A 26,826-nucleotide genomic window follows, 5' to 3' on the forward strand; every position below is an offset into this window, starting at 1 on the left:
ACCTTTCGTCTCCATAACAGCACGCATACTAGTTCTCTTCCCGGCGATAGGTGGTGGTGAGTACCGCCATTGTACGATCGCTCTGACCAAAGCCCCTCGCCGTCACCCGATAGTACCCTTGCGTGGAGATTGTCCGATCGGAGTCCAATGACGCGCCCGGATCTATCGTCGCGCTAATCTGTTCAATAATGTACTCGGGCTGGCGACTCACATCAGGAATGTCGTCACCGATGACCTTCCATCCCACCGAGTCTCGCTGTTGCCAATCGGGCTCACTGCAGGCGGTCGTCGTATCCGTTTGATCGGGACAGGACAGGTACAGCCCGTCACTGCCATCAAAGTCGATGCTCGACAGCGCGGCCATTGCCGTTTCCGCTTCACGAACGGCTGCCTCCGCAGCCTGAAAAGCAATATTGACATCTTTATTGTTGCCCGCCATTCGCTCCTGCATAGTGGCATTGCGCATGGACGCTACGCCCAACACGGCGATGATAAGCATGAAGACCAGAGCGACGATCAATACCGCGCCCCGCTGCTGAAGGGGAGAGTTCATGGCAGGCGATTCCTCAAGGCAAAGACCGACGTGAACACCTGACGCATTCGCCCATCCGCGTTATTAATCAAGTTTCCCGCAGAGTCGTAGACCGTTTGCGCATTGTCACTGCCGGTGGTGCCTACGACGCCCTCGTCCATCGCCACCATGGTCAGTTCCACCCTGACACTGAGGACTTCCTCCCAATCCGTCACCGACGCCGCCCCGGCGTAGCGATCAACAGATCTGTCTCCATCGTCGTCAATACCATAAGCCAGTTGGAGATTCTCCACGCCTTCAACCAACTCGGTTGCGGCGCTGGCTACCCCGCCTGAGGCAATAGGACGATCGCGGAAGTACAATGAGGTGACGGCATTACCACCACCGGTCGTGCGGCCGGTATCACGAACAAAAAATGTGCTGGCGACAAAACCGAAGACCTCGGCATCTGCGCCATATATCTTGCTGAGTTTATTGCTGGTATTACTGTTCGAGGCATGAGTCAGCGTCGTCTGCCCTTTCCCTGACTCCTTTGGCGAATTGGTAATACGAAAAATATCCGCCGACGCGCAGTCGGAAATCAGCACAAAGTCACCCTGAATAAAGCCGAGACTATTGTCCTCGATCTGCACATTGGCATTATTGGGCGTCAGATTCCCCGTCAGCCTGATAGCCTGATTGGAGCTACGGCGAATATTCAAGACATCCGTGCCCGGCAGCGCCCCCAGCGCATTGCCGCTGGTAACATTGTCGACGCCTTCCACGGCCTTGAATTCCGCATCGGCAGGCGGTTTGGCGATGACATTCGGTGTAATCCCGCCCGTGGAGTTACAGCCCATATAACCGGCCATTCGAACTTCTCGCCCGATATAATCCATCGCAAAGCGCGCACTCTCCTGAATCAAAGACAGCGACTCCTGCACGCGATAGCTGCTGCGGCTGGCCAGAAACACCTGTATCACTGCCGCGCTCAACACTAAGCCAAGCGTGATGGCAATCATCAGCTCGACCAGACTCAGTCCCTGCTGCCTTGATTTCACGCCTATAGCTCCGTGATAAATTGGAAGGATTGAAGGTTACCGCTGCCCGCTTCGCGGGTGTCGCTAAGACGGCTCTCATCCCATTGAATAGTGATGGTAAAGCGGCGGTCATCCCGAGCCACCTCGCCATCGCCTGACGGCATACGCAACGCGAGCTCACCCAGCCACTCGCTCAGGTCCACCACATCGATACTGGTGCCACTGGGCGCATCATCGTCCATCGCAATATCGTAGTCACCGTTCAGCGCCGCCGTTCTGTTAGCACGCAGCCGGTCGGCGATATCATTGGCAAGAAAAACGGCCGTCGAACGAAACTTGGCGGTCTGGTTAAATTTCACGGCATTCAATTGCACCGCAGCCGCCCCCATGACGCCAATAGCGGTGACCAGAATGGCAACCAATACCTCAATCAGCGTGGTTCCCCGCTGACGCTGTGGCAAACGTACCCGTTTCCTCATTCTTACTCCCGATTTGCCCGCCCCAGTCGGACTTCGTCTGGACACTACCGTCCTTCACCACGCCAACAGCGCTCCGGCAATTCGCCGAAGACTAACGTCTTGCAAAACAGAAACCAATTCAGGCGTTTAGCCTAGCACAACGGCAATTTTTTACTGTAGTCAGTAGAAGCGCAATCGGAAAAGGCGGACTTATACTTAATTCCATTTCCAGCGCGGCCTTGTTTGCAAAAAAGGACAATTGTAATCAGTCAGCTAGAATAGCCTTAAAACAGCAGTCCATGGAAAGGAGTCCGTGATGTATGCACAAGGAAAGACGCTGCTTGAGATACTCGTCACGCTTGGCTTGATTGCGATATTGAGCGCGATGGCGACGCCTCAACTCAGCCAGTTCCTTCACGAACAGCGCTTGCGCAGCGCAACTGACAATCTTTACCACGCCCTGTATGCCACCCGCTATGAAGCTGCTGTACGGCAACAGCGTATCAGTCTCTGGAATCAACACGGTGACTGGAGCGGTGAACTGGAAATGTTTGTGGACAGCGACGGCAGCGGTAAGCGGGAAAGTGGCGAGCCCCTGCTGCGCAGTATCTCGGCGCCGGCGGACGGGCTGTCTATCTCCGGCAACAACAGTGTCAGTGACTATGTCTCGTACATGCCAGATGGACGCGCCTTGACCAAGAACGGTGCCTTTCAAGCTGGCACGCTGCAGCTATGCCAACCGGGGCATCAGGGTGTCTATCGCATTGTACTGAGTATCGGCGGCAGGTTGCGCCGGGCGCATCAGGCAGAGAGTAGCTGCGAACGATAAGCTCAGGACGCGTCGACCCAGCGCAGTTCGCGAGGAAGAGAAAAGGTGATGTTTTCCGGGCGACCATCAAGCTCCACAGGCGCAGCAGCGCCCAGCTCGCCAAGCCGGTCGATCACCGCCCGCACCAGCACCTCAGGGGCCGACGCGCCGGCGGTGATACCAATTCGCAAGCCCTCTTTGAGCCACGAAGGCTGAATATCATTTTCGCTGTCGATGAGGTGCGCCTCACAGCCAAAGCGCTCTGCCAACTCGCGCAGGCGGTTTGAGTTAGAGCTGTTGGGGGAACCCACCACCAGCACCAAGTCGGCTTGCTGGGCGAGATTCTTCACGGCGTCCTGGCGATTCTGGGTGGCGTAGCAGATGTCATCTTTACGCGGCCCCTGAATGGCGGGAAACTTCTCCCGCAACGCCGTAATCACCGCGGCGGTATCATCCATCGACAGGGTAGTTTGGGTAACGAAAGACAGCCGCTGCGGGTCATTCACCTCCAGCGCCTTAGCCTGAGCCACGTCTTCCACCAGATAAATCGCGCCGCCATTCCCGGCATCGTACTGCCCCATGGTCCCCTCAACTTCGGGGTGACCTTTATGCCCGATCAACACGCACTCACGGCCGTCACTGCTGTAATTAACCACTTCCATATGGACTTTCGTCACCAGCGGACAGGTGGCATCAAACACTTTCAAGCCACGTCGCGCCGCTTCATTGCGCACAGCTTGCGATACACCGTGGGCGCTGAAAATCACGATTTTACCATCGGGGACTTCGTCCAGCTCATCAACAAACACAGCCCCGCGCTGGCGCAGGTTTTCGACGACAAATTTGTTGTGCACAACCTCGTGCCGCACATAAATCGGCGCGCCGAACACATCCAGCGCGCGATTTACGATTTCAATCGCGCGATCTACCCCCGCGCAGAACCCCCGGGGATTAGCCAAAACGATTTCCATGCTGTGCTCAACCGGCATGCTGAACCTCATCCTCGCCGCTATGCGGCTGCACATCGATGATCTCGACCTTGAAGCCCAGCGTACGCCCAGCCAGGGGATGATTAAAGTCTACGTCGACCATTTCATCGTCAATGGCGCTGATCACACCCGGCAACTCCGCATTGGCGGCATCGGCAAAATTCATCACCAGCCCCTCGCTGAGTTCGATATCGCCGAACTGGCTGCGCGGCAAACGTTGAATATTGGCGGGATTGCGCTGCCCAAAGGCATCCTCTGGCGCCAGCACAAGCTCCTGCTGATCACCGGCCACAAGGCCTAACAACTTTGATTCGACCCCAGGCAGTAGCTTGCCGTCGCCGAAGACAAACACCGCGGGCTGGCGCGAGAAAGTGGAATCCACCTCACTGCCGTCTTCCAACAGCAGCGCAAAGTGCAAGGTAACAGCGGTTCCGGGTCCAATCGCTAAGCTCATTTATCTTCTCTCTGGGTCAGGGCCATGCCAGCTATTTGCGGCTCTCAGGGTTCAATACGGTATCCAGCACCAGCAGGATGGCGCCTACCGTAATGGCCGAGTCAGCAATATTAAAGGTGGGGAAGTACGCGCTGCCCCAATGCACAGAAATAAAATCGATCACATGGCCGTGCAGCAGGCGATCAATCAGGTTGCCCAGTGCGCCGGACAACACCAGGGACAATGCCGCCGACAGCAGGCGCTGTTGCTGGTCGAGGCGCATCAGCCAGACAAGCAGATAGCCGCTGACCAGCGCCGCAATCCCGGTGAAAAACCAACGCTGCCAGCCACCGGCATCGCTGAGAAAGCTGAAGGCGGCGCCGGGGTTGTAGTGCAGCGTGATGTCCAACACCGGCAACAAGGCATTGGGCTGACCGTAAACCAGTTGCGTATCGGCCAGATACTTGCTGAGCTGATCGAGCAGGATCAGCAGAATGGCAAACACCAGCCAATAAAGGCGATTGCGGCGCTGAGCCGCGGCCTGCGCATCAGGCATAGTGGCGAACCTCGCCGTCACCATCGACATTATCAATACAACGGAAACACAGTTCGGGGTGCTCCAGCGATTGCCCAACATCGTCGCGATGGTGCCAGCAGCGTGTGCACTTCATGCCCTCACTGGCGCGAACCCGCACTTCCAGCCCGTCTACATCGGTCGTCGCCGCCTCATTAGAGGCTGAGATCGGCGCCAGCATGGCTGCTGAGGTGATCAGTACGAAACGCAGTTCATCACCCAGCTTGGCCAGAGTATCGATCAGCTCTTCGCTGCAAAACAGCGTCACTTCTGCCTGCAAGGAACCGCCTACGACACCTTCGTTGCGGGCATTTTCCAACACTTTGTTCACCGCCGTTTTTACTGCTTGCACACGGCGCCAGAAGGCATCATCCATATCGTCATCAGCAGGCAGACGACTGAGCCCGGTATACCACTCAGCCGCAAATACCGGCCCCTGGCGCTCGCCCGGCAGTACCTGCCACAGCTCGTCAGCGGTAAAACTGAGGATCGGCGCAATCCAGCGAGTCAGTGCTTCGGCAATGTGGTACAGCGCAGTTTGCGCAGAGCGACGGGCACGGCTGTTTTCCTGCGTGGTGTACTGACGGTCCTTGATGATATCCAGATAGAAACCACCCAGTTCGAGCACGCAGAAATTGTGCAGCTTCTGGTAAACCTGATGGAACTGATAGTCGTTGTAAGCCGCCTGCAGCTCGTCCTGCAGCACGGCTGCACGATGAACAATCCAGCGATCCAGCGCCAGCATATCGTCGCTGTCCAGCGCGTTTTCAGCCGGATCAAAACCGGTCATATTGGCCAGCAGGAAGCGTGCGGTATTACGGATACGGCGGTAGGAATCGGCGGTGCGCTTGAAAATTTCATCCGACACCGTCATTTCATTACGGTAGTCGGTAGCCGCCACCCACAGGCGCAGAATATCCGCACCTAGGTTGTTCATCACTTCCTGAGGTGCGATGACATTGCCCAGGGATTTGGACATTTTGCGACCGTTCACATCGACGGTAAAGCCGTGAGTCAACACCTGCTTATAGGGTGCGCAGCCATTGATTGCCACCGACGTCAGCATGGACGACTGGAACCAGCCCCGATGCTGATCGGAACCTTCCAGATAAATATCTGCAGGGAAAGCCAGCTCCTCGCGCTGACTCAGCACCGCGTAGTGGGTAACGCCTGAATCGAACCAGACATCCAGCGTATCGCCCACTTTCTCGTAATCCGCGGCCTCGTCACCCAGCAGCTCGCCAACGTCCAGATCAAACCAGGCCTGAATGCCCGCCTTCTCCACGCGCTGAGCAACCTGTTCAATAAGCTCAGGCGTACGCGGATGCAGCGCGGCGGTCTCGCGGTGAACAAACAACGCGATTGGCGCTCCCCAGGTACGCTGGCGGGAAATACACCAGTCCGGTCGCTCACCCATCATCGACTCAATACGCGCGCGGCCCCAGCCAGGCATCCACTGCACGCCGTCGACAGCCTGCATCGCTTTGTCGAGCAGGCCGTTCTGCTTCATGCTGACAAACCACTGGGGCGTGGCACGAAAAATGATCGGCGTTTTGTGGCGCCAGCAATGGGGGTAGCTGTGCGGATAGGCGGCGTTATGCAGCAGACGCTGACGCGCCGCCAACTCGGCGATAACCTGTTCGTTGGCCTTGAAAACATGCTGACCGCCAAACAGTTCGGTGCCCTCAATGTACACGCCATTGGGACCAACCGGGTTGTAGACGTCCAGGCCGTATTTCTGCCCCACGGCAAAGTCGTCCTGACCATGGGCAGGCGCAGTGTGGACAGCGCCGGTACCCGCTTCCGTGGTGACGTGGTCGCCCAGAATAACCGGCACCTGACGGTCGTACAGAGGATGCTGCAGCGCCAGCCCTTCCAGCGCCTGTCCCTTGCAACGCCCAACAATGCGGAAATCGGCAATGCCGAGACGCGCCATGACCTGCTCGTGCAGCGCCTCCGCTAACAGCAGTAATTCGTCTCGGCCGTCGCGCTGGTAGGCCAGCCAGACATAATCCAGCTCAGCGTTCAGACACACCGCCATATTGGCCGGAATGGTCCAGGGCGTTGTGGTCCAGATCGCCAGATTCATCTGTCCACAGACATCGTCACCCAAGCCGCTGCGCTGGCGAGCATCCGCCTCGTCTACCACGGCAAAAGCGACATCGATAGCCGGAGACGTTTTGTCCTTGTACTCCACTTCGGCTTCCGCCAGCGCGGAGCCGCAATCCAGACACCAGTGCACGGGCTTGAAGCCCTTGTGCAGATGGCCATTCTCGGCAATTTTCCCCAGCGCGCGGATAATATTGGCCTCGAAGTCGAAGCTCATGGTCAGGTAGGGCTTATCCCAATCACCCAACACTCCCAGACGCTTGAAACCCTCGCGCTGGCCATTGACCTGCTTGTAGGCATACTCCCGGCACTTTTCACGGAAGGTGGCTGCATCAACCTTGCGACCGGGTTTGCCGACTTTCTTCTCCACGTTCAGCTCAATCGGCAGGCCGTGGCAGTCCCAGCCGGGAACATAGGGCGCATCGTAGCCACTCAGAGTGCGCGACTTGACGATCATATCCTTGAGAATTTTATTCAATGAGTGACCGATGTGGATATCACCGTTCGCATACGGAGGACCGTCGTGCAGAATAAATTTTTCGCGTCCTGCGCGGGCCTTGCGAATCTGACCGTAGTAATCCTCGGCGTACCAGCGCTTGAGCGCCTGTGGCTCGCGCTGGGCCAGGTTGGCCTTCATCGCAAAGTCCGTTTTCGGCAGGTTCAGGGTGTGCTTGTAGTCACTCATAAATGCGTTTCTTGCAGTCCCGGCAGTCGGGTTAGAGAGAGAAGTAATCGCGTGCCTGGTCAATATCCCGGGCTATCTGCTCGCGCAGCGCGTCGATGCTGTCAAATTTGATTTCGTTGCGCAGTTTCTCGCGAAACAGCACGCGGATATTACGCCGATAGAGGTCGCCATTGAAGTTCAATAAATGCACTTCAAGAATGGCTTTGCTCAAGTCGCCCACAGTGGGCCGAACGCCGACGTTAGCCACGCCCGGCAGCGGCTGTGCCTCAACCCCTTCCACTTCCACAGCAAACACCCCGGCCAACGGCGAACGCAGACGGCGGAGCTGGAGATTAGCGGTGGGCGCACCAATAGTGCGCCCCAGTTGCTGGCCAACAATCACGCGTCCGGAAATGCTGTAAGGTCGCCCGAGCAGCGCTTCCGCCAGCGCGAAATCCCCCGCTGCCAGCACCTCGCGAATACGGGTACTGCTGACACGCTCGCCATCGTATTGCAGCGTGGCGGTATCCATCACGTCAAAGCCATCGCGGGCACCGGCCTTGCGCAGCAAGTCAAAATCGCCGCTGCGATCCCGACCAAAGCGCAGATCGTCACCCACCACGATGTACTTGGCACCGAGGTTTTTCACAAACAGGGTATTAATGAACTCGTCGGCGCTCATATTGCGCAGCGCAGGGGTGAAGCGAATACGCACCACGCGATCAATGCCCAGCTCGCGAATGGCCTCAAACTTCTCGCGAAACGACATCAGCCGCGGCGGCGCAGAATCCGGGGCAAAGTATTCGCGGGGCAGCGGTTCAAACAGCACCACAGTGGAAGGCAGGCCGTATTCGCGACTTTTTTCCACGAGCTGGCGCAACACCGCCTGGTGGCCGCGATGCACGCCATCAAACGCGCCTATCGTCGCCACACAGCCCCCGTGTCGCGGGCGGAAATTGTGAAATCCGCGGATTAACTCCATGCCTTCGGCTGTTCCCATCGTTGCGCTCATTGCCGACACTGTTGAACATCATTATTGAACACAGAGAAACGTGCCGAAGCCGGAGCAGTGACAAAGCGCCTGATTATAGCGCAGTCACCGTCGCGACTAAACGCCTCAACGCGCGCCGCGAATATCGCCGATGCGCATCCCCATCATCCACAAACCGAGCAGGTACACACCGCCCCCCGCCGCGCAAACCGCCAACAGCACGGCAGCACGCTGCCAGGCAAACCACAGGGCCCAGTCGTGAATACCCAGACGCGCGGCGATCAGCACCGCCGCCATCGCCGCCACCGGCAGCAACACTTGCACGCTATAGCGCAACCAGCCCGCTGCGGGATGGTACACATCGCGCTTCAGCAGCCCGCGCAGCAACAGCGCCGCATTGAGCCAGGCTGACGCCGCGGTGGCCAGTGCCAGCCCCACGTGACCGATCTGCCAGTAAAAATGCAGTGGCAGCACCAGCGCGATGTTAAAGACCATATTCGCCACCATCGCATAGATGCCGATGCGCACCGGCGTGCGAGTGTCCTGGCAGGCAAAGAAGCCCGGCGCCAATACCTTGATCAGCATAAAGGCCAACAGACCCAAGGTGTAAGCCCTCAGGCTCAGGGCCGCCATGGTAACGTCGCGACTTTGCAGCTCACCGTACTGGAAGAGCGTAATCAGAATCGGTTCGGCGAGAATCAGCAACGCCACGGCAGCGGGCAGGGCCATCAGCAACACGCCGCGAATCGCCCAGTCCAGCGTCTGAGAAAAGGCCTGCTGGTCCCCCCCCGCCCGCTGGCGCGACAAACTGGGCAGAATCACCGTGGCAATGGCGATAGCAAACACCCCCAGAGGCAGCTCTACCAGCCGGTCGGAATAATAGAGCCAGGAGATACTCCCGGTAGGCAGGAAGGACGCCAGTACGGTATCGAGCAGCAAATTGATCTGGCTGACCGAGACCCCGAACATCGCCGGGATCATCAGTTGCACGATCCGGCGCACACCCTCGTCGCCCCACTGCCAACGCGGCGTCGGCAATAAATGCAGGCGCTGGAGAAACGGCAGCTGAAAGACCAGTTGCACACAACCCGCCGTTAGTACCCCCCAGGCCAAAGCCATTGCGGGCTCATCGAAATACGGCGCGGCCACCACGGCCGCCGTGATCAGGCAGACATTCAGCAGCACCGGCGTAAACGCGGGCACGGCAAAGCGGCCATAGCTGTTCAGCACCGCCCCGGCAAAGCCGGTGAGGGAGATCAGCATCAGATAGGGAAAGGTGATACGGATCATTTCCGTGGTGAGCGCAAACTTCAGCGGGTCGCCGCGAAATCCCGGCGCAAATACCGTTGCCACCAGTGGCGCAGCGATGACCGCCAGCAGCGTGATGCACAGCAATGTGCCGCCCAAGGCACCGGCCACCCGGTCGAGCAGCTGTTTAACCGCCGCGGCATCACGGGTTTCCCGGTACTCGGAGAGCACTGGCACAAAGGCCTGAGAAAACGCCCCCTCAGCAAACAGGCGGCGCAGAAAATTGGGGATTTTAAAGGCAACAAAGAAGGCGTCGGCATTGGCCGTGGCACCCAGCACTACCGCAATCACCACGTCGCGAATCAGCCCCAGTACCCGCGACAACATGGTCATGGCACCGACCACCAGACTGGAGCGCAGCAGTCCGCCACCGGATGAGGATTTAGAAAGTGCCGCTTCTTCCGTTACGCTCACGACCATTGCGCCTGCAAACGCGCCCGATGCAGGCGCAGCCACTGCAGGGCAATCACCGAATGGGCATTGTTGATTTCGCCGCGATCCAGCATGGCAAAAGCCGTTTCGGCCGCGTATACGCTGGCGCGGATATCTTCCCCCTCGGTGGCAAGGCCGTGAAGACCGCCAGCACCATCGAGAGAACACTGTCCGCAGTAGAGGTAAAAGTACTCGTCGCTGCCACCGGGCGAAGAGAAATACTCGGCCACGGCCTCCAGTTCAGCCACCGCGATGTCCGCTTCCTCTCGGGCTTCACGGCGGGCGACGTCTTCCGGGCTTTCATCGGTGTCGATAATCCCCGCCACCAGTTCAGTGAGCCAGGGCGACTGACCGCTGTCGAGCGCGCCCACACGAAACTGCTCTACCAGCAGCACTTCATCGCGCCGGGCATCGTAGGGCAACAGTCCCACGGCCGGACCGCGCACAAACAGCTCGCGAGAAATCGGCTTGCCCCAGCCACCGGCAAACAGGCGATGGCGCAACTTGAGCGCGCGGATCTCGAAGAAGCCCCGCCAGGCGCTGCGGCTGTCGATTACCTCGACATCGTCGCGATCGAAGTCCGCCATCAGAACCGCCTTTCGGTATACCAGTTAACGTCGCGAGCCGATTTGTCGACCTGGTCAACAACATCGAGAATCATCGCGAACAGCGCCATACGTACCAGTACGCCGTTGTCGGCCTGACGAAAAATCGCCAGATTGGGGTTGTCGTTCAGGTCGTTATCCAGCTCATTGGCTTCCTGCCGGGAATCCCTGGGCAACGGATGCATGATGACGGTATTGGGTTCGCAGTAGCGGGTGTAAATGGACTGATTCAGGCGATAGCGACCACGGTAGAGATCGGCGTCGGCCTTGCTGGCAAAACGCTCTTCTTGAATGCGAGTGGAATAGGCGATATCCACATTGGACAGACTCGCCTCCATCACGTCGGACTCCACCACGGTGTGTCCGTCCATGCGCAGCGCCTCGACAATTTCCCCCGGCATGCGCAATTCGTCAGGTGAGATCAACACCAGATGGATATTGCGATACAGCCCCAGCAGCTTGCACAGCGAGTGCACAGTACGGCCATATTTCAGGTCACCAATCATCGCGATGCGCAAGCCATCGATATCATTGCGGCCCTGATGACGAAGCTCCTTGCGGATGGTGTACAGGTCAAGCAACGCCTGACTGGGGTGCTCGTTCGCACCATCGCCACCATTGATCACCGGCACGCGGCTGGCCTGAGCAAACTCGCTGACCGACCCCGATGCCGGATGGCGCATCACAATCACATCGCTATAACCACTGAGCACCCGTGCCGTGTCATAAAGGGATTCGCCTTTGGCAATCGCCGAGCTTTCGAAGCCGGTGGTCTCGCGCACCTCGCCACCCAGCAGATTAAAGGCGCAGCCAAAGCTGACCCGCGTTCGGGTAGAAGGCTCGAAAAACATATTGCCGAGAATGGCACCATCCAGCACCTTGGTGACCCGTTCCCGGTGCGCGTAGGGCACCATGCGGTCGGCCACGGTAAAGACGCGCTCGATATCTTCGCGCTCGAACTGACCGATGGAGAGAATATGACTACCGGCAAATTTCAAGACTGTTCTCCCATATTTACTGTGCAGCGCCAGACAAGGGACGTTCGTCCGCTGCCGACGCCTGATGGTTCGCTTCATCAAACTGCAAACTGGCCCAGCGCGCATACAGCGGCGACTGACTCAGCAATTCACTGTGGCGGCCACAAGCCACCAGCTCACCGTGATCCAGCACGGCAATACGATCGACATTGATGACGGTGGCCAGGCGGTGGGCAATCACAATGCTGGTGCGACCTTGCATCAGGCGTTCCAGCGCCTTCTGTACCTGATATTCACTCTCGGCATCCAGCGCACTGGTCGCCTCGTCGAGCAGCAGCAAGCGCGGATCAGCCAGCAGTGCACGGGCAATCGCAATGCGCTGGCGCTGGCCGCCTGACAAGCGCACCCCGCCCTCGCCCACAAAACTCTGGTAGCCCTCTGGCAGACGCTCGATAAACTCGTGGGCATAGGCCGCCTTTGCCGCCGCTTCAATATCTTCGTCGCTGGCGTCCGCACGACCATAGCGAATATTGTCCGCGACCGTGCCAGTAAACAGCACCGGTTGCTGCGGCACCATGGCGATGTACTGCCTCAATTCGGCAGGATCAAGGTCGCGAATATCGACGCCGTCAAAACGAATAGCGCCACCGCTGACATCGTAAAATCGCAACAGCAAATCAATCATCGTCGACTTACCGGCACCGGAACTGCCCACCAGCGCCAGGCTGCTGCCAGCGGGGACGTTCAGGGTGAACTGCTTGATGGCCAGTACCTCAGGCCGGGAGGCATAGGCAAAATCCACGGCGTCAAAGGCAATCTCGCCACGAACGGGTTGCGCCAGCGACACCGGCTGTGCGGGCGGCAAAATTCGGTTCTCAGCGGCCAGCAGTTCCAACAGCCGCTCTGCCGCGCCTGCGGCCCGCTGCAAGTCGCCATAGACTTCCGAGATTGCGCCGACGGACGCGGCCACCATCACGGCATAGAAAATAAACGCAGTCAGCTCACCGGCGCTGATCCGACCGGCCAATACGTCATGACCACCGACCCACAACATACCTGTCACCGCGCCCAGTACCAGCACAATCACAATGGTGGTCAGCCAGGCACGCTGGCGAATGCGCACAATAGCCACATCAAAGGCCGTCTCGGCATGACGATCAAACGTCGCTCTATCCGCCTGCTGGTGATTAAAGGCCTGCACCAGTTTGATGTTCTTTACCGCCTCGCCCACAAAGCTGCCAACACTGGCGATCTTGTCCTGGCTGCTGCGCGACAGGCTACGCACTCGGCGGCCGAAGATAAGAATGGGGCCGATAACCAGCGGCACACTCAACAGCACTACGCCGGTCAACTTGGGGTTGGTGATAAACAGCCAGATCAGGCCACCGAAAAACATCAGCGCATTGCGCAGGGCAATCGATACCGACGAGCCAATCACCGTTTGCAGCAAACTGGTGTCGGTGGTGATGCGCGACTGAATATCACCGCTGAGCTGGTTTTCAAAAAAGCCGGGGTGCAGCGTCACAACGTGGGCAAACACCGCTTTGCGAAGATCGGCACTCACCCGCTCGCCGATCCACGACACCAGATAAAAGCGAATAAAAGTGCCAAAGGCAAGAAGGACCACCATGCCCATAAACAGCAGCAGCGCCTGATTCAGCGCGTCTTCCGTTGCGCCGCTGGCAAAGCCGCTGTCCACCAGCATCCGCAGGCCCTGACCAATAGACAGGGTGATGGCCGCCGTGCACACCAGCGCGACACTGGCGCCTAAGACCTGAGCACGATAGGGACGAAGAAAGCCCAGCATGGCGCGCAACACGCCGATGTTTGCCTTGCCGCGCTCGTCGCCACCTTGATCAGCCATGGACCCTCCTGTTATGGGCGCGCATTATTGCGCGGATCTGCATCCGGTAAAAGCGCCCCGTCAATCAGCCGCAACTTTTGCTGGCGACTGAGTTTTTTGATCGCGGCCTCGCGCTTTGAGGCCGCCGAGCGATCCACCGCCGCTTCGGTATACACCATCGCCTCTGGCGGGTCGCTGCGAAAAAACCGGGCACCACGTCCACCTTCGCCGCAGTGCTCCCGAAAACGTCGCTCGGTGTCGGTGGTAATGCCGGTGTACAGCCGCCCGCTGCGGCAGCGCACCATATACACCCACCAATCGCTCAAAGCCCCTCCTGCTCCAGCGCGTCAGCGTAGTCGTTCAGTTCCTGCAAAATGTGCTGCTGGAAGTCGTCCAGTTCTCCCTCAGCCAGCTCGCTCAGGCGCTGACGAAAGGCGTCGAAACCCAGCAGACCGCTTCCCGGCTGACGAAGACGCTGCTTACAGAAAGCAAACCAGCGCTGACGCTCCTGAGCGGACAGGCTCTGAGGGAAGTTTCGGCCGCGATAGCGCCACAGCAGCTCGCCAAGACGGGCATCACTGAACTGAAAGGACTCGCTGGCCAATGCTTCTGGCGACAAACTGCGAATACGATCCATTGCGCGCTTGTCACTATCGCCGAAAAAGCCGCCATAGAGCTGAGTATCCACATCGGGGTTTTCCTCAAACTCCCGCTGCTGATAAAGCTGCTGAAGCTTTTCTTTCAGGCCCTGAGCATGACGCAATTGCTGCCAGTGACGACGACAGACGTCCAGATCAATCTGCAGCCGCTCGGCACTGGCGTCGTCCAGCAATTTGGGGGTCGCCACGATCGGCGCACGGTTCAGATGAATTTCTTTCAGAGGAATACGCTCAACGCCCTCCCCCAGTTCGGCACTGCTGCTGAACAGCCGCCGAGCAACTTCTTCAACGCCGAGCTCAATCAGGGGCTGCGGGTCAACTGACAGGTCGTAAACAATCACACTGTTCCGATTCACCGGGTGCGGCGCCAGCGGCATCATCAAGGCAGTGCAACCCCGCGCCGCAGAAATTCGACCTGACACATGCACCACCGGCACCTGCGTGTCGGTATCCAGCATCGCCGACACCGTGCGCTTGTTGCGCAAGCTTAGCGCGTAGTCATAGAGCTTGGGCTGCGCGGTTTTTATCAGCCTCGCCAGATCAATCGTTGCCAGCACATCCGATAGCGCATCGTGAGCCGATTCGTGGCTCAGGCCATTGGCCGCTGTCAGCTCCTCCAGCCTGAAGCTCGGGCTGCCATCCTCGCGACGGGGCCATTCAATTCCCTCAGGGCGCAGTGCATAACACAGACGCACCACGTCGATCAGATCCCAACGCGAATTGCCGTTCTGCCACTCCCTGGCGTAGGGGTCGTAGAAATTGCGGTAAAGCGCGTAACGAGTCACTTCGTCATCGAAGCGAATACTGTTGTAACCGACAGTGCAGGTGCCGGGCTGGGCCAGTTCCGCATGGATATTGGCAACAAACTCGGCTTCACTCAGCCCCTCTTCCAAGGCCTGTTGAGGCGTGATGCCGGTGACCAGACAGGCCTCGGGATTGGGCAGGTAGTCGGGCGTGGGGCGACAGAACTGAACCAGCGGCTCGCCGATAATGTTCAGATCGGCATCGGTTCGCACACCGGCAAACTGTGAGGGACGGTCCAGCGCAGGCGCCGTGCCCCAGGTTTCGTAGTCATGCCAGTAAAAGGTTTCGCTCATGCCGTTTGTCCAACACCACCCTGCAAAAACGGGGGCCTAGCCCCCGTTCTGTTTTACGCCACGTTAATCTTTTCAGCCTCGATTTTGGCTTTCCAGATCTGCGGCCCGAGTTTATGTACCGACTCACCCTCGGTATCCACTGCCACGGTGACCGGCATGTCCTCCACGGTGAACTCGTAGATCGCCTCCATGCCCAGTTCCGGGAAGGCAACCACTTCAGCTTTTTTGATCGCCTGCGCCACCAGGTATGCGGCGCCGCCGGTCGCCATCAGATAGACAGCTTCGAACTCTTTAATGGCATCGATGGCGCCATCACCGCGCTCGGACTTGCCAATCATGCCCATCAGGCCGGTTTCGGCCAGCATGGTGCGGGTGAATTTATCCATACGGGTGGCCGTGGTCGGACCAGCGGGGCCAACCACCTCATCGCGCACCGGATCAACCGGGCCAACGTAATAAATGAAGCGGCCTTTCAGATCGACCGGCAGCTTCTCGCCCTTGGCCAGCATATCGACCATCTTCTTGTGCGCAGCGTCGCGGCCGGTAAGCATTTTGCCATTCAGCAGCAGTGTATCGCCGGGCTTCCAGGTCTTGATCTCGTCAGCCGTCACAGTGTCCAGATTCACACGCTTCACATTGCCGCCGGTTTCACGGGTGACTTCCGGCCACTCTTCCAGCTTCGGCGGCGTCAGCGCAACCGGGCCGCTGCCATCCAGCGTAAAATGAGCGTGACGGGTGGCTGCGCAGTTCGGGATCAGTGCAATCGCCTTGTTCGCTGCGTGGGTCGGGTAGTCTTTGACTTTAACATCCAGCACCGTCGTCAGGCCGCCCAATCCCTGAGCACCGATGCCCAGCTGGTTCACTTTTTCGTGCAGTTCCAGGCGCAGCTCTTCTGAACGGTTAGATGCGCCACGTTTTTGCAGGTCGTGAATGTCGATGGGGTCGAGCAGAGCTTCTTTGGCCAGCAGCATCGCCTTTTCGGCCGTACCGCCAATACCAATGCCCAGCATGCCCGGCGGACACCAGCCCGCACCCATGGTCGGCACCATTTTCAGCACCCAGTCCACTACGGAATCAGAGGGGTTAAGCATGGCGAATTTCGACTTGGCCTCGGAGCCGCCCCCTTTCGCTGCCACGTGCACGTCAACGGTGTCACCGGGCACGATTTCGTAGTGAATGACGGCAGGCGTGTTGTCTTTGGTGTTGCTGCGAGCGCCGTCGGGATCGGCCAGAATGGAGGCACGCAGCACATTGTCGGGCAGGTTGTAAGCACGGCGAACACCTTCGTTCACCATATCGGAAACGCCCATATCACCTTCCCACTGCACGTTCATGCCCACGGTCAGGAAGACGGTTACGATACCGGTGTCCTGACAGATCGGGCGGTGCCCCTCGGCACACATACGCGAGTTGATGAGAATCTGCGCCATGGCGTCTTTGGCCGCCGGGTTTTGCTCACGCTGGTAAGCCTCGTCCACTGCCTTGATGAAATCGACCGGGTGGTAGTAGGAAATGTATTGCAGGGCGTCGGCAACACTCTGAATCAGGTCGTCTTGACGGATAACAGTCATGTGGCAGGTTCCTCAGGCCAAGGTTTGCATTGGGGTTGAGCGCCGTGGCGCAGACCGACCCGCAGGCCAGTCAGGCTCGGCACCGGGCCCTCGCCCAGTGCCGATAATGTGGCGCAGGATTATACACCAGCCAGCGCGGCGGCGTCAGCGGGCCTCGGGACTGCCTGCGTGGTATTGGGTAATGGTCTGGCGCAGGGCATCGATTTCACGATTGACCTGACGGCGGAACGCATTCACAGAATCCAGCCACTGCTCGCTCTGCTCCATGCGTTTCTCCAGATCCTTGACGCGCGCATCGAGACTGCCCCCGGCGGCAAGCTGCTTGTTCACGTCCAGTAAGGTTTTTTTGTTCACCTCACTTTGAGCGATGACTCTATCCAGCTTGCCCGACATCGATTTGAGCGACTCGCGGTCGGCCTTGTAGCCATCCAGCGCCTTTTTAAGCTCCGCGCTCAGCGTGGTATTGCGGCTTTCGATACTCGCCAGACGTTTTTCGTTTTTGGCAATCTGGGCATCGTGCTCGGCCAGTTCCGCTTTCTGTCGCTTCCAGACGTTATCCCAAAGTTTGCGCACCTCGGAATCCAGCTCTTTGAGTTTTACCGCCGTTGTCACGCTGTTCTGCTCAAGGCTCTCATCCGCTGAGGATAATCGCTGTTCGAGTGCATCCAGCCGCGACTGCGCCTGCTTCAACTCGCCCTGAGTCAGCAGCAAACGATCAAACAGGTAGTACGCCGCCGCGGCCAAGGCAACAATCAACAAGGCCAGCATAAACAGAATAAAGCCACTACCACCCGAGGCAGGCGGAGGCGGCGGAGGTAAATCAGCCCCGCCGTTACCTCCCTTGCCAGCGGGCGCGCGCTGGGCAATGTCCTCTTCCTCGAGGGCAATCGAAATACGCGGTTCCTGTCGTTCTGTACTCACTATTCACCTTTCCATCGCTGTTTAAACATCGCCACCCAGGCATCAATGCTCCGCATTATGAACTGCCGCCCGTCCAGCCTCCAGTGCCACTGTACAAAGTCGCTCGGCCGACGGGCATTTTGCTATACTGCTGCCGCCCCCGGACGCGCTGTCTGCGGGCTACAACTATGACAACAACTCTTCGAGAGGGGCTTATGGACGCGTATATTTCTGTCGACCTCGCACTGCGCTGGTTGCACGTATTGTTTGGCATTACCTGGATCGGCCTGCTGTACTACTTCAACTTTGTACAGACCGAATACTTCAAAGAAGCCGAGCCCGCCGCCAAAGCCGATGCGGTACAAAAATTGGCTCCCCGCGCGCTGGCGTGGTTCCGCTGGGGCGCCATGTTTACCTTCCTGACCGGTCTGGCCCTTCTACACTTCACCATGAGCCGCACCGGCGGCCTGAATGGCTACATTATTGTCGGCGCCCTGCTCGGCACCCTGATGTTCCTCAACGTATGGCTGATCATCTGGCCAAACCAGAAAGTTATTTGCGGCATCAAGCCCGGTGACGCCGCCAAGGCCGCGCCTCGCGCCGCCGTGGCCTCACGTACCAACACGCTGTTCTCTGCCCCCATGCTGATCGGCATGCTGGGTTCTTTCCACGGCACTGGCAACGCGGCACTGGCCGCCGTTGGCAAGACCGCCGAGGGAGGCATCAGCCTCGGCCTGTGGATTTGCCTGGGTATTATTGCCCTGCTGCAACTTAACGCCATGTTCGGCAAACCCGGCCCGATGACCACTGTGGTTGGCGTAGTGCATTTGAGTCTCGCACTGGCGCTGGGCATGATCGGTCTGCTGCAGTTTGTCTGAGCCAGCACGACGTTGATAATTTTAAGGGAGCCTCTGGCTCCCTTTTTAGTTCCCAAATCCCCGCAAAATCTCCCTTCGCCCGCGCTAGAACGTCCCACTTCGCAGCATCACCAGGGTGCAGGCATCAACACACTCAATACCCGCCTCACGCAGTGTCTTCGCCAATGCTGGCGCTTCGCTGCCAGGGTTAAAAATGATTCGACGTGGCATCAGCGCCAACAACTCGGAAGCATGAGGTGCCAGCAGCGCTTCGCGCATATACACCGTTACCGTATCGACACTCCCCTCATCCAGCGCCGACAGCGACGGTACACAATTCAGCCCCGCCACGCTGGGGTGATAAGGGTTTACCGGCACAACCCGATGACCGAAGTCCTGCAGCATCACCGCGGCCCTGTGAGAAAAGCGCTCGGCTTTCGGGCTGGCTCCCAGTACCGCAACTACCATAGTTATATTCCTGAATAGATCCGATATTGAGGCAAATATGGCAGGCAATAAAAAACCGGGCAAGGCCCGGTTTACGTTCGTGCAGTGCTCAGCTTACGGCTGGTTGCTGCCCATCCATCGGCGCAGTGTAGATGCCAACTCCTGCGCATTGTAAGCCTCTGCCGCATCAGGCATGGGGTCTTTGCCCATTTTGATTTCCAGCGATGCCTGATAGGACGTACGCGTGGTGGACGTGGCGTAGCCACCACTGAGGCGTCCGGGCGTTTGCGCCACCACCGTGTCGCAGCTCAACAGCCCGCAACGCTGATAAACGGCCGTACCACCGCCAAAGTCGTTCACACCGGAAATACTGCTGCTGGTGCGACTCTTACTTTCGGTATCACGGTTGACCAGCTGGAACCAGTCGTAACCCTGCTGAAGGGTTAATTCCGCTGCGCGCAGCAGCGCATAGTCATTCACCGTCTCTTTGTCGGTAACCGTATTACCGGTAAACGTGACTCGGTAGCGATCCTTGCCCAATTCAGTTTCGGTGTAGCCGTAACCGCCCCGCTTCTCCGCAGGCTGATAGGTGGTTGTACTGCTGCAGGCGGCCATGAACAGCGCCAACACTGCAATCAACATCGTCTGAATACGCATGGTCTCTCCTCATCTCGAATGCTGGCCAGTCGTTTCGCTGGCCTGTTTGCTCTTTACTGACGAGAGAAAGCTTACGTGAATCGTATTAACTGAAACTGAATAGGTATAACTACGTAGCTGGCAAGATCACCATTCTCGCAACGCAGTCGTCGCCCGGCGCTAATGCAAGCTCATCGGCAAAAGCCATACCGCGCTCCACGCAGACGTAGTCTCGATAGCCCCCACCGACATCCTTCATGTCAGCGGCCAGACGCTCTCCGGGGTTCCAGATGACCAGGGTATCGCAACCCTCACCTCTGATATCCAGGGTCTGCGATCCGGTTAACAGTCGCTGACGGCCGCCAGCGCCCTCAAAAACACGATCCACCTCGCCAAAAAATGTCTGCGGTTCGACCTGCTGCTTGGCAAGCAGGCTATCGGTATTGTCGAGAAAACGACCACTTCCCAAGCCGAAGACCTGTGCTTGCTCTATGATTGCCGAAAAATAACTATGCGCGGCAAAACTCAGTGGCATAACGGTGTTACTGCAATTGCGAACCCGCAGCTCAAGCTCAATCTTACGGCCGAGGCGGTATTCCACCTCGACCTCATACACCCAGGGAAAATCCGGCAGTTCGGAGGGCAATGATGCGGTTGCCAGCTGCAGGGTCACCACACCCTCTGCATCGCAGCTCGCCGCCTGCAACTGCCAGTCACGCTGGCGCAGCCAACCGTGTTTGGGAAGCTCGGGCCGACGGCGATTCACGCCAAACCAAGGCAAACAGAGTGGAATGCCGCCGCGAACCGCCTTGCCCGGCGCAAATTCAGCCTGTGGGCTCAACCACAGCCAATCGCGCCCGCTCTCAGGCACAAAGGACAGCAACTGCGCCCCCTGCAAGGCGAGTACGGCGCGGCACAAAGGGGTTTCAATACGTATCAACGGTATGGATGACTCGCTTGCATACTCGTTCCGACTGTCGCTCAGACTGACGCCGGCGGGCAACTCACACGTCAAGTTCAAGGTTTTCTCCTACAGATTGAATCCACAGCATATCGGTGGCGCCCTTCTGGAATTGGTAGTCGACCTTTTCCATACCCAGCTCGTAGCCGCAGGCCGCCAGCTCGCGAATCACCCCTGGCAAATGACTGGAGGGCCTACCTTCCAAGTCGACCAGCGGATAAATCCGCACTTCCCGGGCAACCCGGCACAGTTCTTTAATGGCAGCGATATGCGACGCCAGACTGATCTGTTCGCCATACAGGAACAACAGATGCGAGCACAAAGCCAGATCGTACTCCCGATCCAGGCAGGGTAATTCCGGCAGGCTGGCCTCAATATAGCGACCGTCAGCCAGCCCTTTGGGGTAGTCCTCCAGAAATCGGTTCATCGCTGACATGCGCACCGACCCGACGTGGCTGGGGTCGCGGAAATGCCGCCAAAGATACTCGTCGCGCTGCCGGGCGAGCTGACTGAGCATACCGGGGTAGACGCGGCGAATACGCTGTTGGATGTCCTCGACGCTGAAGCAGTACATCGGGTCAACCGACAGTACCCGGCCTCCCAGCGCGGTCAACTCGGCATTAAAACTGGCAGGGCCATCTCCACAGCCCAAAATTATCCGTTCTAAATCTTCGTCACTGAGGGAAAACATCGCCCGATATTCCTCGAACGAGCGCCCCCAAGGCACAACAGATGACAACTCCAATGTATTTCACTCCGCCCTTAACGGTAAAAGCCCGCGGTGCGGGCTCTGAAGGACGAAGTATACGGCCTGAACGGGGCGACATGCCATGTCGCCCGACCTCAGTTTTCGCTGAGTTCACTGACCGCGGTGGTCAATGCCATCTGCGGATCAGGCTGGCCCGCACTGTCTACCGCATACAGCGGCAGGCGAAGGTCGGCCGAGACATTAACCAGCGGAATTGTCACATCCCGCGAGAAGGACTCGATGTACTGCGGGTGATAGCCGCTGACCCAAAAGCCCAAGGTATCGCCGGGTAACAGGCGCTCGGCAATCCCCACCATATCGATATCGACATGCTCACCCAGCCCGCGTACCGGCATCATCTGATCGTCAATCAGCGCCCAGTCGCCGCCATCGCGCTGTACAGCAAGCCCCACTAACATAATGGCGTCGCAGCCAAGGCGCAGCGTGGGAATCGTCCCCATGGTACATATTTCATCGTTAAGCATCTGGGGCGTACTCAAGGTGATATCCAACTGGGGAATTCCTGCCAGAATCACGCCTTGCTCATCGTCCACCGTCAACAGCGGCACAATCTGCGCCGCCTGGCCCAGAAGATGCGCTACCTGCGCCTCCACGCCGTTGGGGACATTGTCCACCGCTACGTCCGCAACGCCGTAGAATGCGGGCTGCACACCGTTTGCCCGCCGCGCTTTAAAATCCCCGTCGTCGATGTAGACAGCGTCGTCATCGGCCAGCGACAGGCAGAGGCCCTCGCCCAACAAACCCGCCGAATCGACGCCACGCAGCTTTTCCTGCAGCCAGGCAAACTGCGCATCGCGCTGGGACAGACTGCCACAGGCAAAATTACCGCCGGGCGCCTGGAAGTAAAGCGGCTCCGGCGTCTCACCAATGAATCCAGAGATAATGTGACCGCTCTCGTGGGTCAGCAATCGCACCTCGGCGCCGTTGCTCTCGGCGCGCTGACTCAGGCACTGGTAGTTCCACCAGGCATCATTAAAATTAAACAGCGTGTCGCGGATACCCTGCGTAATCAGCACATCGACACCCGGCTGGCCGGTGTAGGTATTGCTGCCGGGCGGCGCCACTTCAATCTGCCCGGTCAGATTATTATTCAACTCACTTTCCGCAACGCTGTAGGGCATAGTGGGCTGACTGTTCAGCCCGCACCAGTAACTCGGGCTGTGGTAGGCAAACCAGTCAATCGCGTCGCGGGGGAATTCATTCAGCGTGATTCCCCGCAGCAGCGTTTCTTTTACATAGGGGTCGAGGCCACGAGAAAAGGGCGAATCCTGCCCCTCCAGTCCGGGGCCGTAGCTGCCCGCTTCGCCACCGGCAACGAGCAGCAGGCTCCAGGTCGCCTTGATGGCATCGCCGGGGTTGAGGCTGTAGGGCAGGTGATGCCAGGTGATGTCAGGCACCATCGCGTCCAGTCGCTGCTTTTCGTCCACGGCATGCAGCAGCATCTGATAACCACCGCCATAACTGGAGCCAATGGAGCCCAACAACAGGTTCACGCCGTCTGCTGTGCTCTCGGCACTGTCAGGCCGGCCAGCATAGCCCCCACTGGCGTTGTCACGCCAGGCCAGGTAATCCAGGTTTTGCTCTGCCCAGTCGACAATCTGTACGAGATCCAGTCCCTCAAAATCCGGGTCCATCACCCGCACGGTGCCGCTGCTCTGACCAAAGCCGCGCAAGTCGATACTGATTACCGCGTAGTCGGCATTTACCAGCGTCTCAATACCGGTAGACGCGTAGTCTCCAGACGCCGGATCGCTGACTCGACTTCCCCCAAAGCCGTGCCCCTGCAATACCAGAGGGTGCGCCCCCAGCGAGCGGGCACCGCAACGCAGGGTGGCGGGCTCAAACACTTCAAAACTGATGGTTTCACCACTGGCCGATTGCAGCGTTACCGGATAGTGGCGACCCGCCGACTGCGTGGCGAAGCTGTCGCCGCAACTGGCATTGACTTGCGTATCGGCACAGCCGCGATCATCGACCGCTGCCCCCGCAGGCGTCGCCGCGCAGAGGTCATTGCTGTTCACAATGCCATCTTCATCACTGTCTCGGGCGTCGTCCGCGTCGCAGGCATCGCCCGCGCCGTCATCGTCGGTATCCTGCTGATTCGGGTTAGCCACCGTCGGGCAGTTATCATCCGCATCAAGAATACCGTCACTGTCGGTATCAATGGCTTCGGGTGTCGAACCACCACTGGAGGATGAGCTTGAGCCACCGCAGGCCTGCAGCAGAGCTAAAAGCACGCACAGCATGCCAAGACGCAGTTGAATAGACATGGGAACCACCGTTTATTGTTATTGGCGATCGCCGAAGCCATCGCTATGTCACATTTATTTAATATGTTTACTACTACAACATTAAAACGGATTTTCGACAAGCCGCCATTTCCGACCTCCTGCCTTTCGCGAGCGTCTTGAACCTATCTCGCAGGCAAAAAAAAGCCCCGCATTGCGGGGCTTTTCGGTAGAGCGCGGAGGCTTACATCATGCCGCCCATGCCGCCCATACCACCCATGCCGCCCATATCAGGCATTGCCGGGGCATCGTCTTTCGGTGCGTCGGCGATCATGCACTCGGTGGTGATGATCAGGCCGGCAACAGAGCCAGCAGCCTGCAGAGCAGTACGGGTCACTTTGGCGGGATCGAGGATACCCATTTCCATCATGTCACCGTAGGTGCCGTTACCAGCGTTGTAGCCGAAGTTGCCTTCGCCACTGCGAACTTTGTCCAGCACGACAGAGGCTTCGTCGCCAGCGTTAGTGACGATCTGACGCAGAGGCGCTTCCATCGCGCGCAGTGCCGCTTTGATACCGGCCTGCTGGTCTTGGTTGTCGCCAGCCACTTCACCCAGCTGAGAAATAGCGCGAACCAGCGCAACACCACCGCCAGGTACCACACCTTCTTCAACCGCAGCACGAGTAGCGTGCAGCGCGTCTTCAACGCGGGCTTTCTTCTCTTTCATTTCGATTTCGGTGGCCGCTCCAACCTTGATCACAGCAACACCGCCAGCCAGCTTGGCTACGCGCTCTTGCAGTTTTTCACGGTCGTAGTCAGAGCTGGTGTTTTCGATCTGCGTGCGGATTTCACCAACACGCGCCTGAATGGCCGCGCTGTCGCCCGCACCGTCAACAATCACCGTGTTTTCTTTATCCATGGTGACGCGCTTGGCAGTACCCAGGTGCTCCAGAGTCGCTTGCTCCAGATCCAGGCCCACTTCTTCAGAAATAACCGTACCGCCGGTCAGAACAGCGATGTCCTGCAGCATGGCTTTGCGGCGATCGCCGAAACCAGGCGCTTTACAGGCAGCCACTTTCACGATGCCGCGCATCGTGTTAACCACCAGTGTCGCCAGCGCTTCGCCTTCAACATCCTCAGCGATAATAACCAGCGGACGGCTGGACTTGGCCACTTGCTCCAGCAGCGGCAGCAGCTCGCGGATGTTGGAGATTTTCTTGTCGACCAGCAGGATAAAGGGGCTGTCGTGCTCAACACTCATGTTTTCAGAGTTGTTGATGAAGTAAGGAGACAGGTAGCCGCGGTCGAACTGCATGCCCTCAACCACTTCCAGCGCGTTTTCCAGGCCTTGGCCTTCTTCAACGGTGATAACGCCTTCTTTACCCACTTTTTCCATCGCTTCTGCGATGATCTCACCAACATGGCTATCGCTGTTGGCAGAAATAGTACCGACCTGAGCAATCGCTTTGCTGTCGGCACAGGGGATAGACAGGGCTTTGACCTGCTCTACGGCGGCAGCAATCGCTTTGTCGATACCGCGCTTCAGGTCCATCGGGTTCATGCCAGCAGCAACGGCTTTCAAACCCTCGTTAACGATAGCTTGTGCCAGAACAGTTGCGGTAGTGGTGCCGTCACCTGCGTCGTCAGAGGCTTTGGAAGCCACTTCCTTCACCATCTGGGCGCCCATGTTCTCCAGCTTGTCTTCCAGCTCGATTTCTTTCGCCACAGATACACCGTCTTTGGTCACGGTCGGCGCACCGAAAGATTTGTCCAGAACCACGTTACGGCCTTTGGGGCCCAACGTTACTTTAACGGCGTTTGCCAGGGTGTTGACACCAGCCACCATGCGCTGGCGAGCTTCGTTGCCAAATACTACGTCTTTAGCCATGATCGTCTTACCTTTAATTCACTAATTCGTTGATTCAATTATGGTTTTGAGAATTAGGCTTCAATGATGCCGAAAATCTCAGACTCACCAAGAATGATCAGCTCTTCGCCATCTACCTTCACGGTATTGCCGGAGTACTGACCGAAGATCACGCGATCGCCGACGTTGACACCGACGGGACGCAGCTCACCGTTTTCCAGCAGTTTGCCTTCGCCCACAGCCAGCACTTCACCCTGGTTCGGCTTCTCTTTCGCAGAACCGGGCAACACGATACCACCGGCGCTGGTCTGCTCCTCTTCGCTACGACGAACCACTACGCGGTCGTATAGGGGACGAATTTTCATCTTGCTCGATCTCCATTAAATCAATGAATACATGTTGTTATTTCACCGGTCTTCCGGTGCCGCAACACGGCTTACGCCGCACGACGACTTCCCTCTCACGCAGATCGGGACTCATCAGAGTTCCCGCGAGGCCAGTGCCCGCGGGCTGTTCAGGGAGTTGGGGGCTATAAAATACTTTTCAAGAGCGGGGGGCGATTTTTTTTACTCTTCTTTGCGGTATTCGCCTTCAATAGTGACATTTGACGCAGAATCTTCACGCTGAGCGCTGCGACCCGCTCCGTAGCTGCCGAAACCGGCGGTGTTTACTTGCACCAGACCGCGACGCAGCAGCGCATCAATCAGCGCCCCGCGCAACGGTCTCAGCAGGAAAACCAGCCCCAATGCGTCAGTGATAAAACCGGGCGTCAGCAGCAGTACACCACCGATGGCCAGCAACATCCCCTCCAGCATTTCCCGGGCAGGCACTTCACCGTGATCCATGCGCTGACGCGCGCGGAGCAGCGTCGATACGCCTTGCTGGCGGAGCAGTGCGGCGCCCGCCATGGCCGTTAACACCACGCAGGCGATGGTTGGCAGCGCGCCAATGGCACTGCCCACTTCAATCAGCAGCCACATTTCCAGAATCGGCGCCAAAATAAAAACAACAAACAGTATTCTCATGCTTACGCAGACCCGTTTTTCCTGCAAAGGTGCCCCGGCGGCGCCAAATTCTCATCCCGGCGACACA

General features: G+C 58.2%; 26 protein-coding genes. 2 read left to right on the plus strand and 24 right to left on the minus strand.

The window, feature by feature from the left end; genetic code table 11:
• Nucleotides 1-28: 28 nt before the first annotated feature.
• The 3 genes from G411_RS0112250 to pilV are packed head-to-tail and all read right to left on the minus strand — an operon-like array spanning nt 29 to nt 2,030.
• Nucleotides 29-553 (minus strand): pilus assembly PilX family protein, encoded by a 525-nt coding sequence (locus G411_RS0112250; RefSeq protein WP_022959506.1) that lies wholly within the window; start codon nt 551-553, stop codon nt 29-31.
• Nucleotides 550-1,572, minus strand: coding sequence for a PilW family protein (locus G411_RS0112255; RefSeq protein ID WP_022959507.1), 1,023 nt, complete (start codon nt 1,570-1,572; stop codon nt 550-552). Before G411_RS0112255 ends, G411_RS0112250 begins: the two co-directional genes overlap by 4 nt.
• 2 nt (nt 1,573-1,574) lie before the next feature.
• Complete coding sequence (gene pilV / locus G411_RS0112260; protein ID WP_028968395.1) at nt 1,575-2,030, minus strand: type IV pilus modification protein PilV; 456 nt, start codon at nt 2,028-2,030, stop codon at nt 1,575-1,577.
• Between the two features lie 295 nt (nt 2,031-2,325).
• Here pilV and G411_RS20335 point away from each other — a divergent pair, with 295 nt between their 5' ends.
• A complete protein-coding gene (locus G411_RS20335; RefSeq protein WP_022959509.1) occupies nt 2,326-2,838 on the plus strand; it encodes a GspH/FimT family pseudopilin in 513 nt (170 codons plus the stop codon).
• Nucleotides 2,839-2,840: 2 nt separating this feature from the next.
• Here the strand turns inward: G411_RS20335 and ispH are convergent, their stop codons facing one another.
• The 13 genes from ispH to G411_RS0112330 form a co-directional block, all read right to left on the minus strand.
• On the minus strand, nt 2,841-3,788 hold the full coding sequence (gene ispH, locus G411_RS0112270) for a 4-hydroxy-3-methylbut-2-enyl diphosphate reductase (RefSeq protein ID WP_028968396.1): 948 nt from the start codon (nt 3,786-3,788) through the stop codon (nt 2,841-2,843).
• Nucleotides 3,789-3,795: 7 nt separating this feature from the next.
• Entirely contained in the window at nt 3,796-4,260 is a 465-nt protein-coding gene (fkpB, locus tag G411_RS0112275) for an FKBP-type peptidyl-prolyl cis-trans isomerase (protein ID WP_022959511.1), read from the minus strand.
• A 31-nt stretch (nt 4,261-4,291) separates the two neighbouring features.
• Complete coding sequence (gene lspA, locus G411_RS0112280) at nt 4,292-4,795, minus strand: signal peptidase II (RefSeq protein ID WP_022959512.1); 504 nt, start codon at nt 4,793-4,795, stop codon at nt 4,292-4,294.
• Nucleotides 4,788-7,607 (minus strand): isoleucine--tRNA ligase, encoded by a 2,820-nt coding sequence (gene ileS / locus G411_RS0112285; RefSeq protein WP_022959513.1) that lies wholly within the window; start codon nt 7,605-7,607, stop codon nt 4,788-4,790. The genes lspA and ileS overlap by 8 nt, the downstream gene beginning before the upstream one ends.
• 31 nt (nt 7,608-7,638) lie before the next feature.
• Complete coding sequence (gene ribF, locus G411_RS0112290) at nt 7,639-8,598, minus strand: bifunctional riboflavin kinase/FAD synthetase (RefSeq protein WP_245542385.1); 960 nt, start codon at nt 8,596-8,598, stop codon at nt 7,639-7,641.
• Nucleotides 8,599-8,703: 105 nt separating this feature from the next.
• The gene (gene murJ / locus G411_RS0112295; RefSeq protein ID WP_028968397.1) at nt 8,704-10,299 is read right to left on the minus strand and encodes a murein biosynthesis integral membrane protein MurJ; all 1,596 of its coding nucleotides are present in this window, start codon (nt 10,297-10,299) and stop codon (nt 8,704-8,706) included.
• On the minus strand, nt 10,296-10,904 hold the full coding sequence (locus G411_RS0112300) for an NUDIX domain-containing protein (RefSeq protein WP_022959516.1): 609 nt from the start codon (nt 10,902-10,904) through the stop codon (nt 10,296-10,298). Before G411_RS0112300 ends, murJ begins: the two co-directional genes overlap by 4 nt.
• Nucleotides 10,904-11,920, minus strand: a complete 1,017-nt coding sequence (locus G411_RS0112305; protein WP_022959517.1) for an aspartate carbamoyltransferase — start codon at nt 11,918-11,920, stop codon at nt 10,904-10,906. Before G411_RS0112305 ends, G411_RS0112300 begins: the two co-directional genes overlap by 1 nt.
• Nucleotides 11,921-11,936: 16 nt before the next feature.
• Nucleotides 11,937-13,763: an ABC transporter transmembrane domain-containing protein gene (locus tag G411_RS20340; RefSeq protein ID WP_022959518.1), complete on the minus strand. Its 1,827-nt coding sequence runs from the start codon at nt 13,761-13,763 to the stop codon at nt 11,937-11,939.
• Between the two features lie 11 nt (nt 13,764-13,774).
• On the minus strand, nt 13,775-14,068 hold the full coding sequence (locus tag G411_RS20345; protein WP_022959519.1) for a GIY-YIG nuclease family protein: 294 nt from the start codon (nt 14,066-14,068) through the stop codon (nt 13,775-13,777).
• Complete coding sequence (gene sbcB, locus G411_RS0112320; protein WP_022959520.1) at nt 14,065-15,498, minus strand: exodeoxyribonuclease I; 1,434 nt, start codon at nt 15,496-15,498, stop codon at nt 14,065-14,067. The genes G411_RS20345 and sbcB overlap by 4 nt, the downstream gene beginning before the upstream one ends.
• A 53-nt stretch (nt 15,499-15,551) precedes the next feature.
• Nucleotides 15,552-17,069 (minus strand): fumarate hydratase, encoded by a 1,518-nt coding sequence (locus G411_RS0112325; protein WP_022959521.1) that lies wholly within the window; start codon nt 17,067-17,069, stop codon nt 15,552-15,554.
• A 144-nt stretch (nt 17,070-17,213) separates the two neighbouring features.
• Nucleotides 17,214-17,990 (minus strand): hypothetical protein, encoded by a 777-nt coding sequence (locus G411_RS0112330; RefSeq protein WP_022959522.1) that lies wholly within the window; start codon nt 17,988-17,990, stop codon nt 17,214-17,216.
• A 194-nt stretch (nt 17,991-18,184) separates the two neighbouring features.
• Here G411_RS0112330 and G411_RS0112335 point away from each other — a divergent pair, with 194 nt between their 5' ends.
• On the plus strand, nt 18,185-18,847 hold the full coding sequence (locus G411_RS0112335) for a urate hydroxylase PuuD (RefSeq protein ID WP_022959523.1): 663 nt from the start codon (nt 18,185-18,187) through the stop codon (nt 18,845-18,847).
• 84 nt (nt 18,848-18,931) lie between these two features.
• Here the strand turns inward: G411_RS0112335 and G411_RS0112340 are convergent, their stop codons facing one another.
• The 8 genes from G411_RS0112340 to G411_RS0112375 all read right to left on the minus strand — a co-directional run bounded on the left by G411_RS0112340 (nt 18,932) and on the right by G411_RS0112375 (nt 26,759).
• On the minus strand, nt 18,932-19,294 hold the full coding sequence (locus G411_RS0112340; protein WP_022959524.1) for a CoA-binding protein: 363 nt from the start codon (nt 19,292-19,294) through the stop codon (nt 18,932-18,934).
• Between the two features lie 93 nt (nt 19,295-19,387).
• On the minus strand, nt 19,388-19,930 hold the full coding sequence (locus G411_RS0112345) for a CC0125/CC1285 family lipoprotein (RefSeq protein WP_022959525.1): 543 nt from the start codon (nt 19,928-19,930) through the stop codon (nt 19,388-19,390).
• A 109-nt stretch (nt 19,931-20,039) separates the two neighbouring features.
• Nucleotides 20,040-20,930 carry a D-hexose-6-phosphate mutarotase gene (locus G411_RS0112350; RefSeq protein ID WP_022959526.1) on the minus strand — a complete coding sequence of 297 codons (891 nt, stop codon included), beginning with the start codon at nt 20,928-20,930 and terminating at the stop codon, nt 20,040-20,042.
• Complete coding sequence (locus tag G411_RS0112355; RefSeq protein ID WP_022959527.1) at nt 20,914-21,561, minus strand: hypothetical protein; 648 nt, start codon at nt 21,559-21,561, stop codon at nt 20,914-20,916. The genes G411_RS0112350 and G411_RS0112355 overlap by 17 nt, the downstream gene beginning before the upstream one ends.
• A gap of 152 nt (nt 21,562-21,713) precedes the next feature.
• Nucleotides 21,714-23,909 carry a CocE/NonD family hydrolase gene (locus tag G411_RS20350; protein ID WP_022959528.1) on the minus strand — a complete coding sequence of 732 codons (2,196 nt, stop codon included), beginning with the start codon at nt 23,907-23,909 and terminating at the stop codon, nt 21,714-21,716.
• A gap of 202 nt (nt 23,910-24,111) precedes the next feature.
• Nucleotides 24,112-25,758 carry a chaperonin GroEL gene (gene groL / locus G411_RS0112365; RefSeq protein ID WP_028968399.1) on the minus strand — a complete coding sequence of 549 codons (1,647 nt, stop codon included), beginning with the start codon at nt 25,756-25,758 and terminating at the stop codon, nt 24,112-24,114.
• Nucleotides 25,759-25,808: 50 nt separating this feature from the next.
• Entirely contained in the window at nt 25,809-26,099 is a 291-nt protein-coding gene (locus G411_RS0112370; RefSeq protein ID WP_022959530.1) for a co-chaperone GroES, read from the minus strand.
• 201 nt (nt 26,100-26,300) lie between these two features.
• A complete protein-coding gene (locus G411_RS0112375; protein WP_022959531.1) occupies nt 26,301-26,759 on the minus strand; it encodes an FxsA family protein in 459 nt (152 codons plus the stop codon).
• Nucleotides 26,760-26,826: the final 67 nt, after the last annotated feature.

Source organism: Spongiibacter tropicus DSM 19543 (assembly GCF_000420325.1).
Classification (GTDB): Bacteria; Pseudomonadota; Gammaproteobacteria; order Pseudomonadales; family Spongiibacteraceae; genus Spongiibacter; species Spongiibacter tropicus.

What these genes read in the sequence shown, in the direction of transcription:
- G411_RS0112250 (WP_022959506.1), bottom strand. Translation starts at nt 553, where the DNA reads ATGAACTCTCCCCTTCAGCAGCGGGGCGCGGTATTGATCGTCGCTCTG.
- pilV (WP_028968395.1), bottom strand. Translation starts at nt 2,030, where the DNA reads ATGAGGAAACGGGTACGTTTGCCACAGCGTCAGCGGGGAACCACGCTG.
- G411_RS20335 (WP_022959509.1), top strand. Translation starts at nt 2,326, where the DNA reads ATGTATGCACAAGGAAAGACGCTGCTTGAGATACTCGTCACGCTTGGC.
- ispH (WP_028968396.1), bottom strand. Translation starts at nt 3,788, where the DNA reads ATGGAAATCGTTTTGGCTAATCCCCGGGGGTTCTGCGCGGGGGTAGAT.
- fkpB (WP_022959511.1), bottom strand. Translation starts at nt 4,260, where the DNA reads ATGAGCTTAGCGATTGGACCCGGAACCGCTGTTACCTTGCACTTTGCG.
- lspA (WP_022959512.1), bottom strand. Translation starts at nt 4,795, where the DNA reads ATGCCTGATGCGCAGGCCGCGGCTCAGCGCCGCAATCGCCTTTATTGG.
- ileS (WP_022959513.1), bottom strand. Translation starts at nt 7,607, where the DNA reads ATGAGTGACTACAAGCACACCCTGAACCTGCCGAAAACGGACTTTGCG.
- ribF (WP_245542385.1), bottom strand. Translation starts at nt 8,598, where the DNA reads ATGAGCGCAACGATGGGAACAGCCGAAGGCATGGAGTTAATCCGCGGA.
- G411_RS0112300 (WP_022959516.1), bottom strand. Translation starts at nt 10,904, where the DNA reads ATGGCGGACTTCGATCGCGACGATGTCGAGGTAATCGACAGCCGCAGC.
- G411_RS20340 (WP_022959518.1), bottom strand. Translation starts at nt 13,763, where the DNA reads ATGGCTGATCAAGGTGGCGACGAGCGCGGCAAGGCAAACATCGGCGTG.
- sbcB (WP_022959520.1), bottom strand. Translation starts at nt 15,498, where the DNA reads ATGAGCGAAACCTTTTACTGGCATGACTACGAAACCTGGGGCACGGCG.
- G411_RS0112325 (WP_022959521.1), bottom strand. Translation starts at nt 17,069, where the DNA reads ATGACTGTTATCCGTCAAGACGACCTGATTCAGAGTGTTGCCGACGCC.
- G411_RS0112335 (WP_022959523.1), top strand. Translation starts at nt 18,185, where the DNA reads ATGGACGCGTATATTTCTGTCGACCTCGCACTGCGCTGGTTGCACGTA.
- G411_RS0112340 (WP_022959524.1), bottom strand. Translation starts at nt 19,294, where the DNA reads ATGGTAGTTGCGGTACTGGGAGCCAGCCCGAAAGCCGAGCGCTTTTCT.
- G411_RS0112345 (WP_022959525.1), bottom strand. Translation starts at nt 19,930, where the DNA reads ATGCGTATTCAGACGATGTTGATTGCAGTGTTGGCGCTGTTCATGGCC.
- G411_RS0112355 (WP_022959527.1), bottom strand. Translation starts at nt 21,561, where the DNA reads ATGTTTTCCCTCAGTGACGAAGATTTAGAACGGATAATTTTGGGCTGT.
- G411_RS20350 (WP_022959528.1), bottom strand. Translation starts at nt 23,909, where the DNA reads ATGTCTATTCAACTGCGTCTTGGCATGCTGTGCGTGCTTTTAGCTCTG.
- G411_RS0112370 (WP_022959530.1), bottom strand. Translation starts at nt 26,099, where the DNA reads ATGAAAATTCGTCCCCTATACGACCGCGTAGTGGTTCGTCGTAGCGAA.
- G411_RS0112375 (WP_022959531.1), bottom strand. Translation starts at nt 26,759, where the DNA reads ATGAGAATACTGTTTGTTGTTTTTATTTTGGCGCCGATTCTGGAAATG.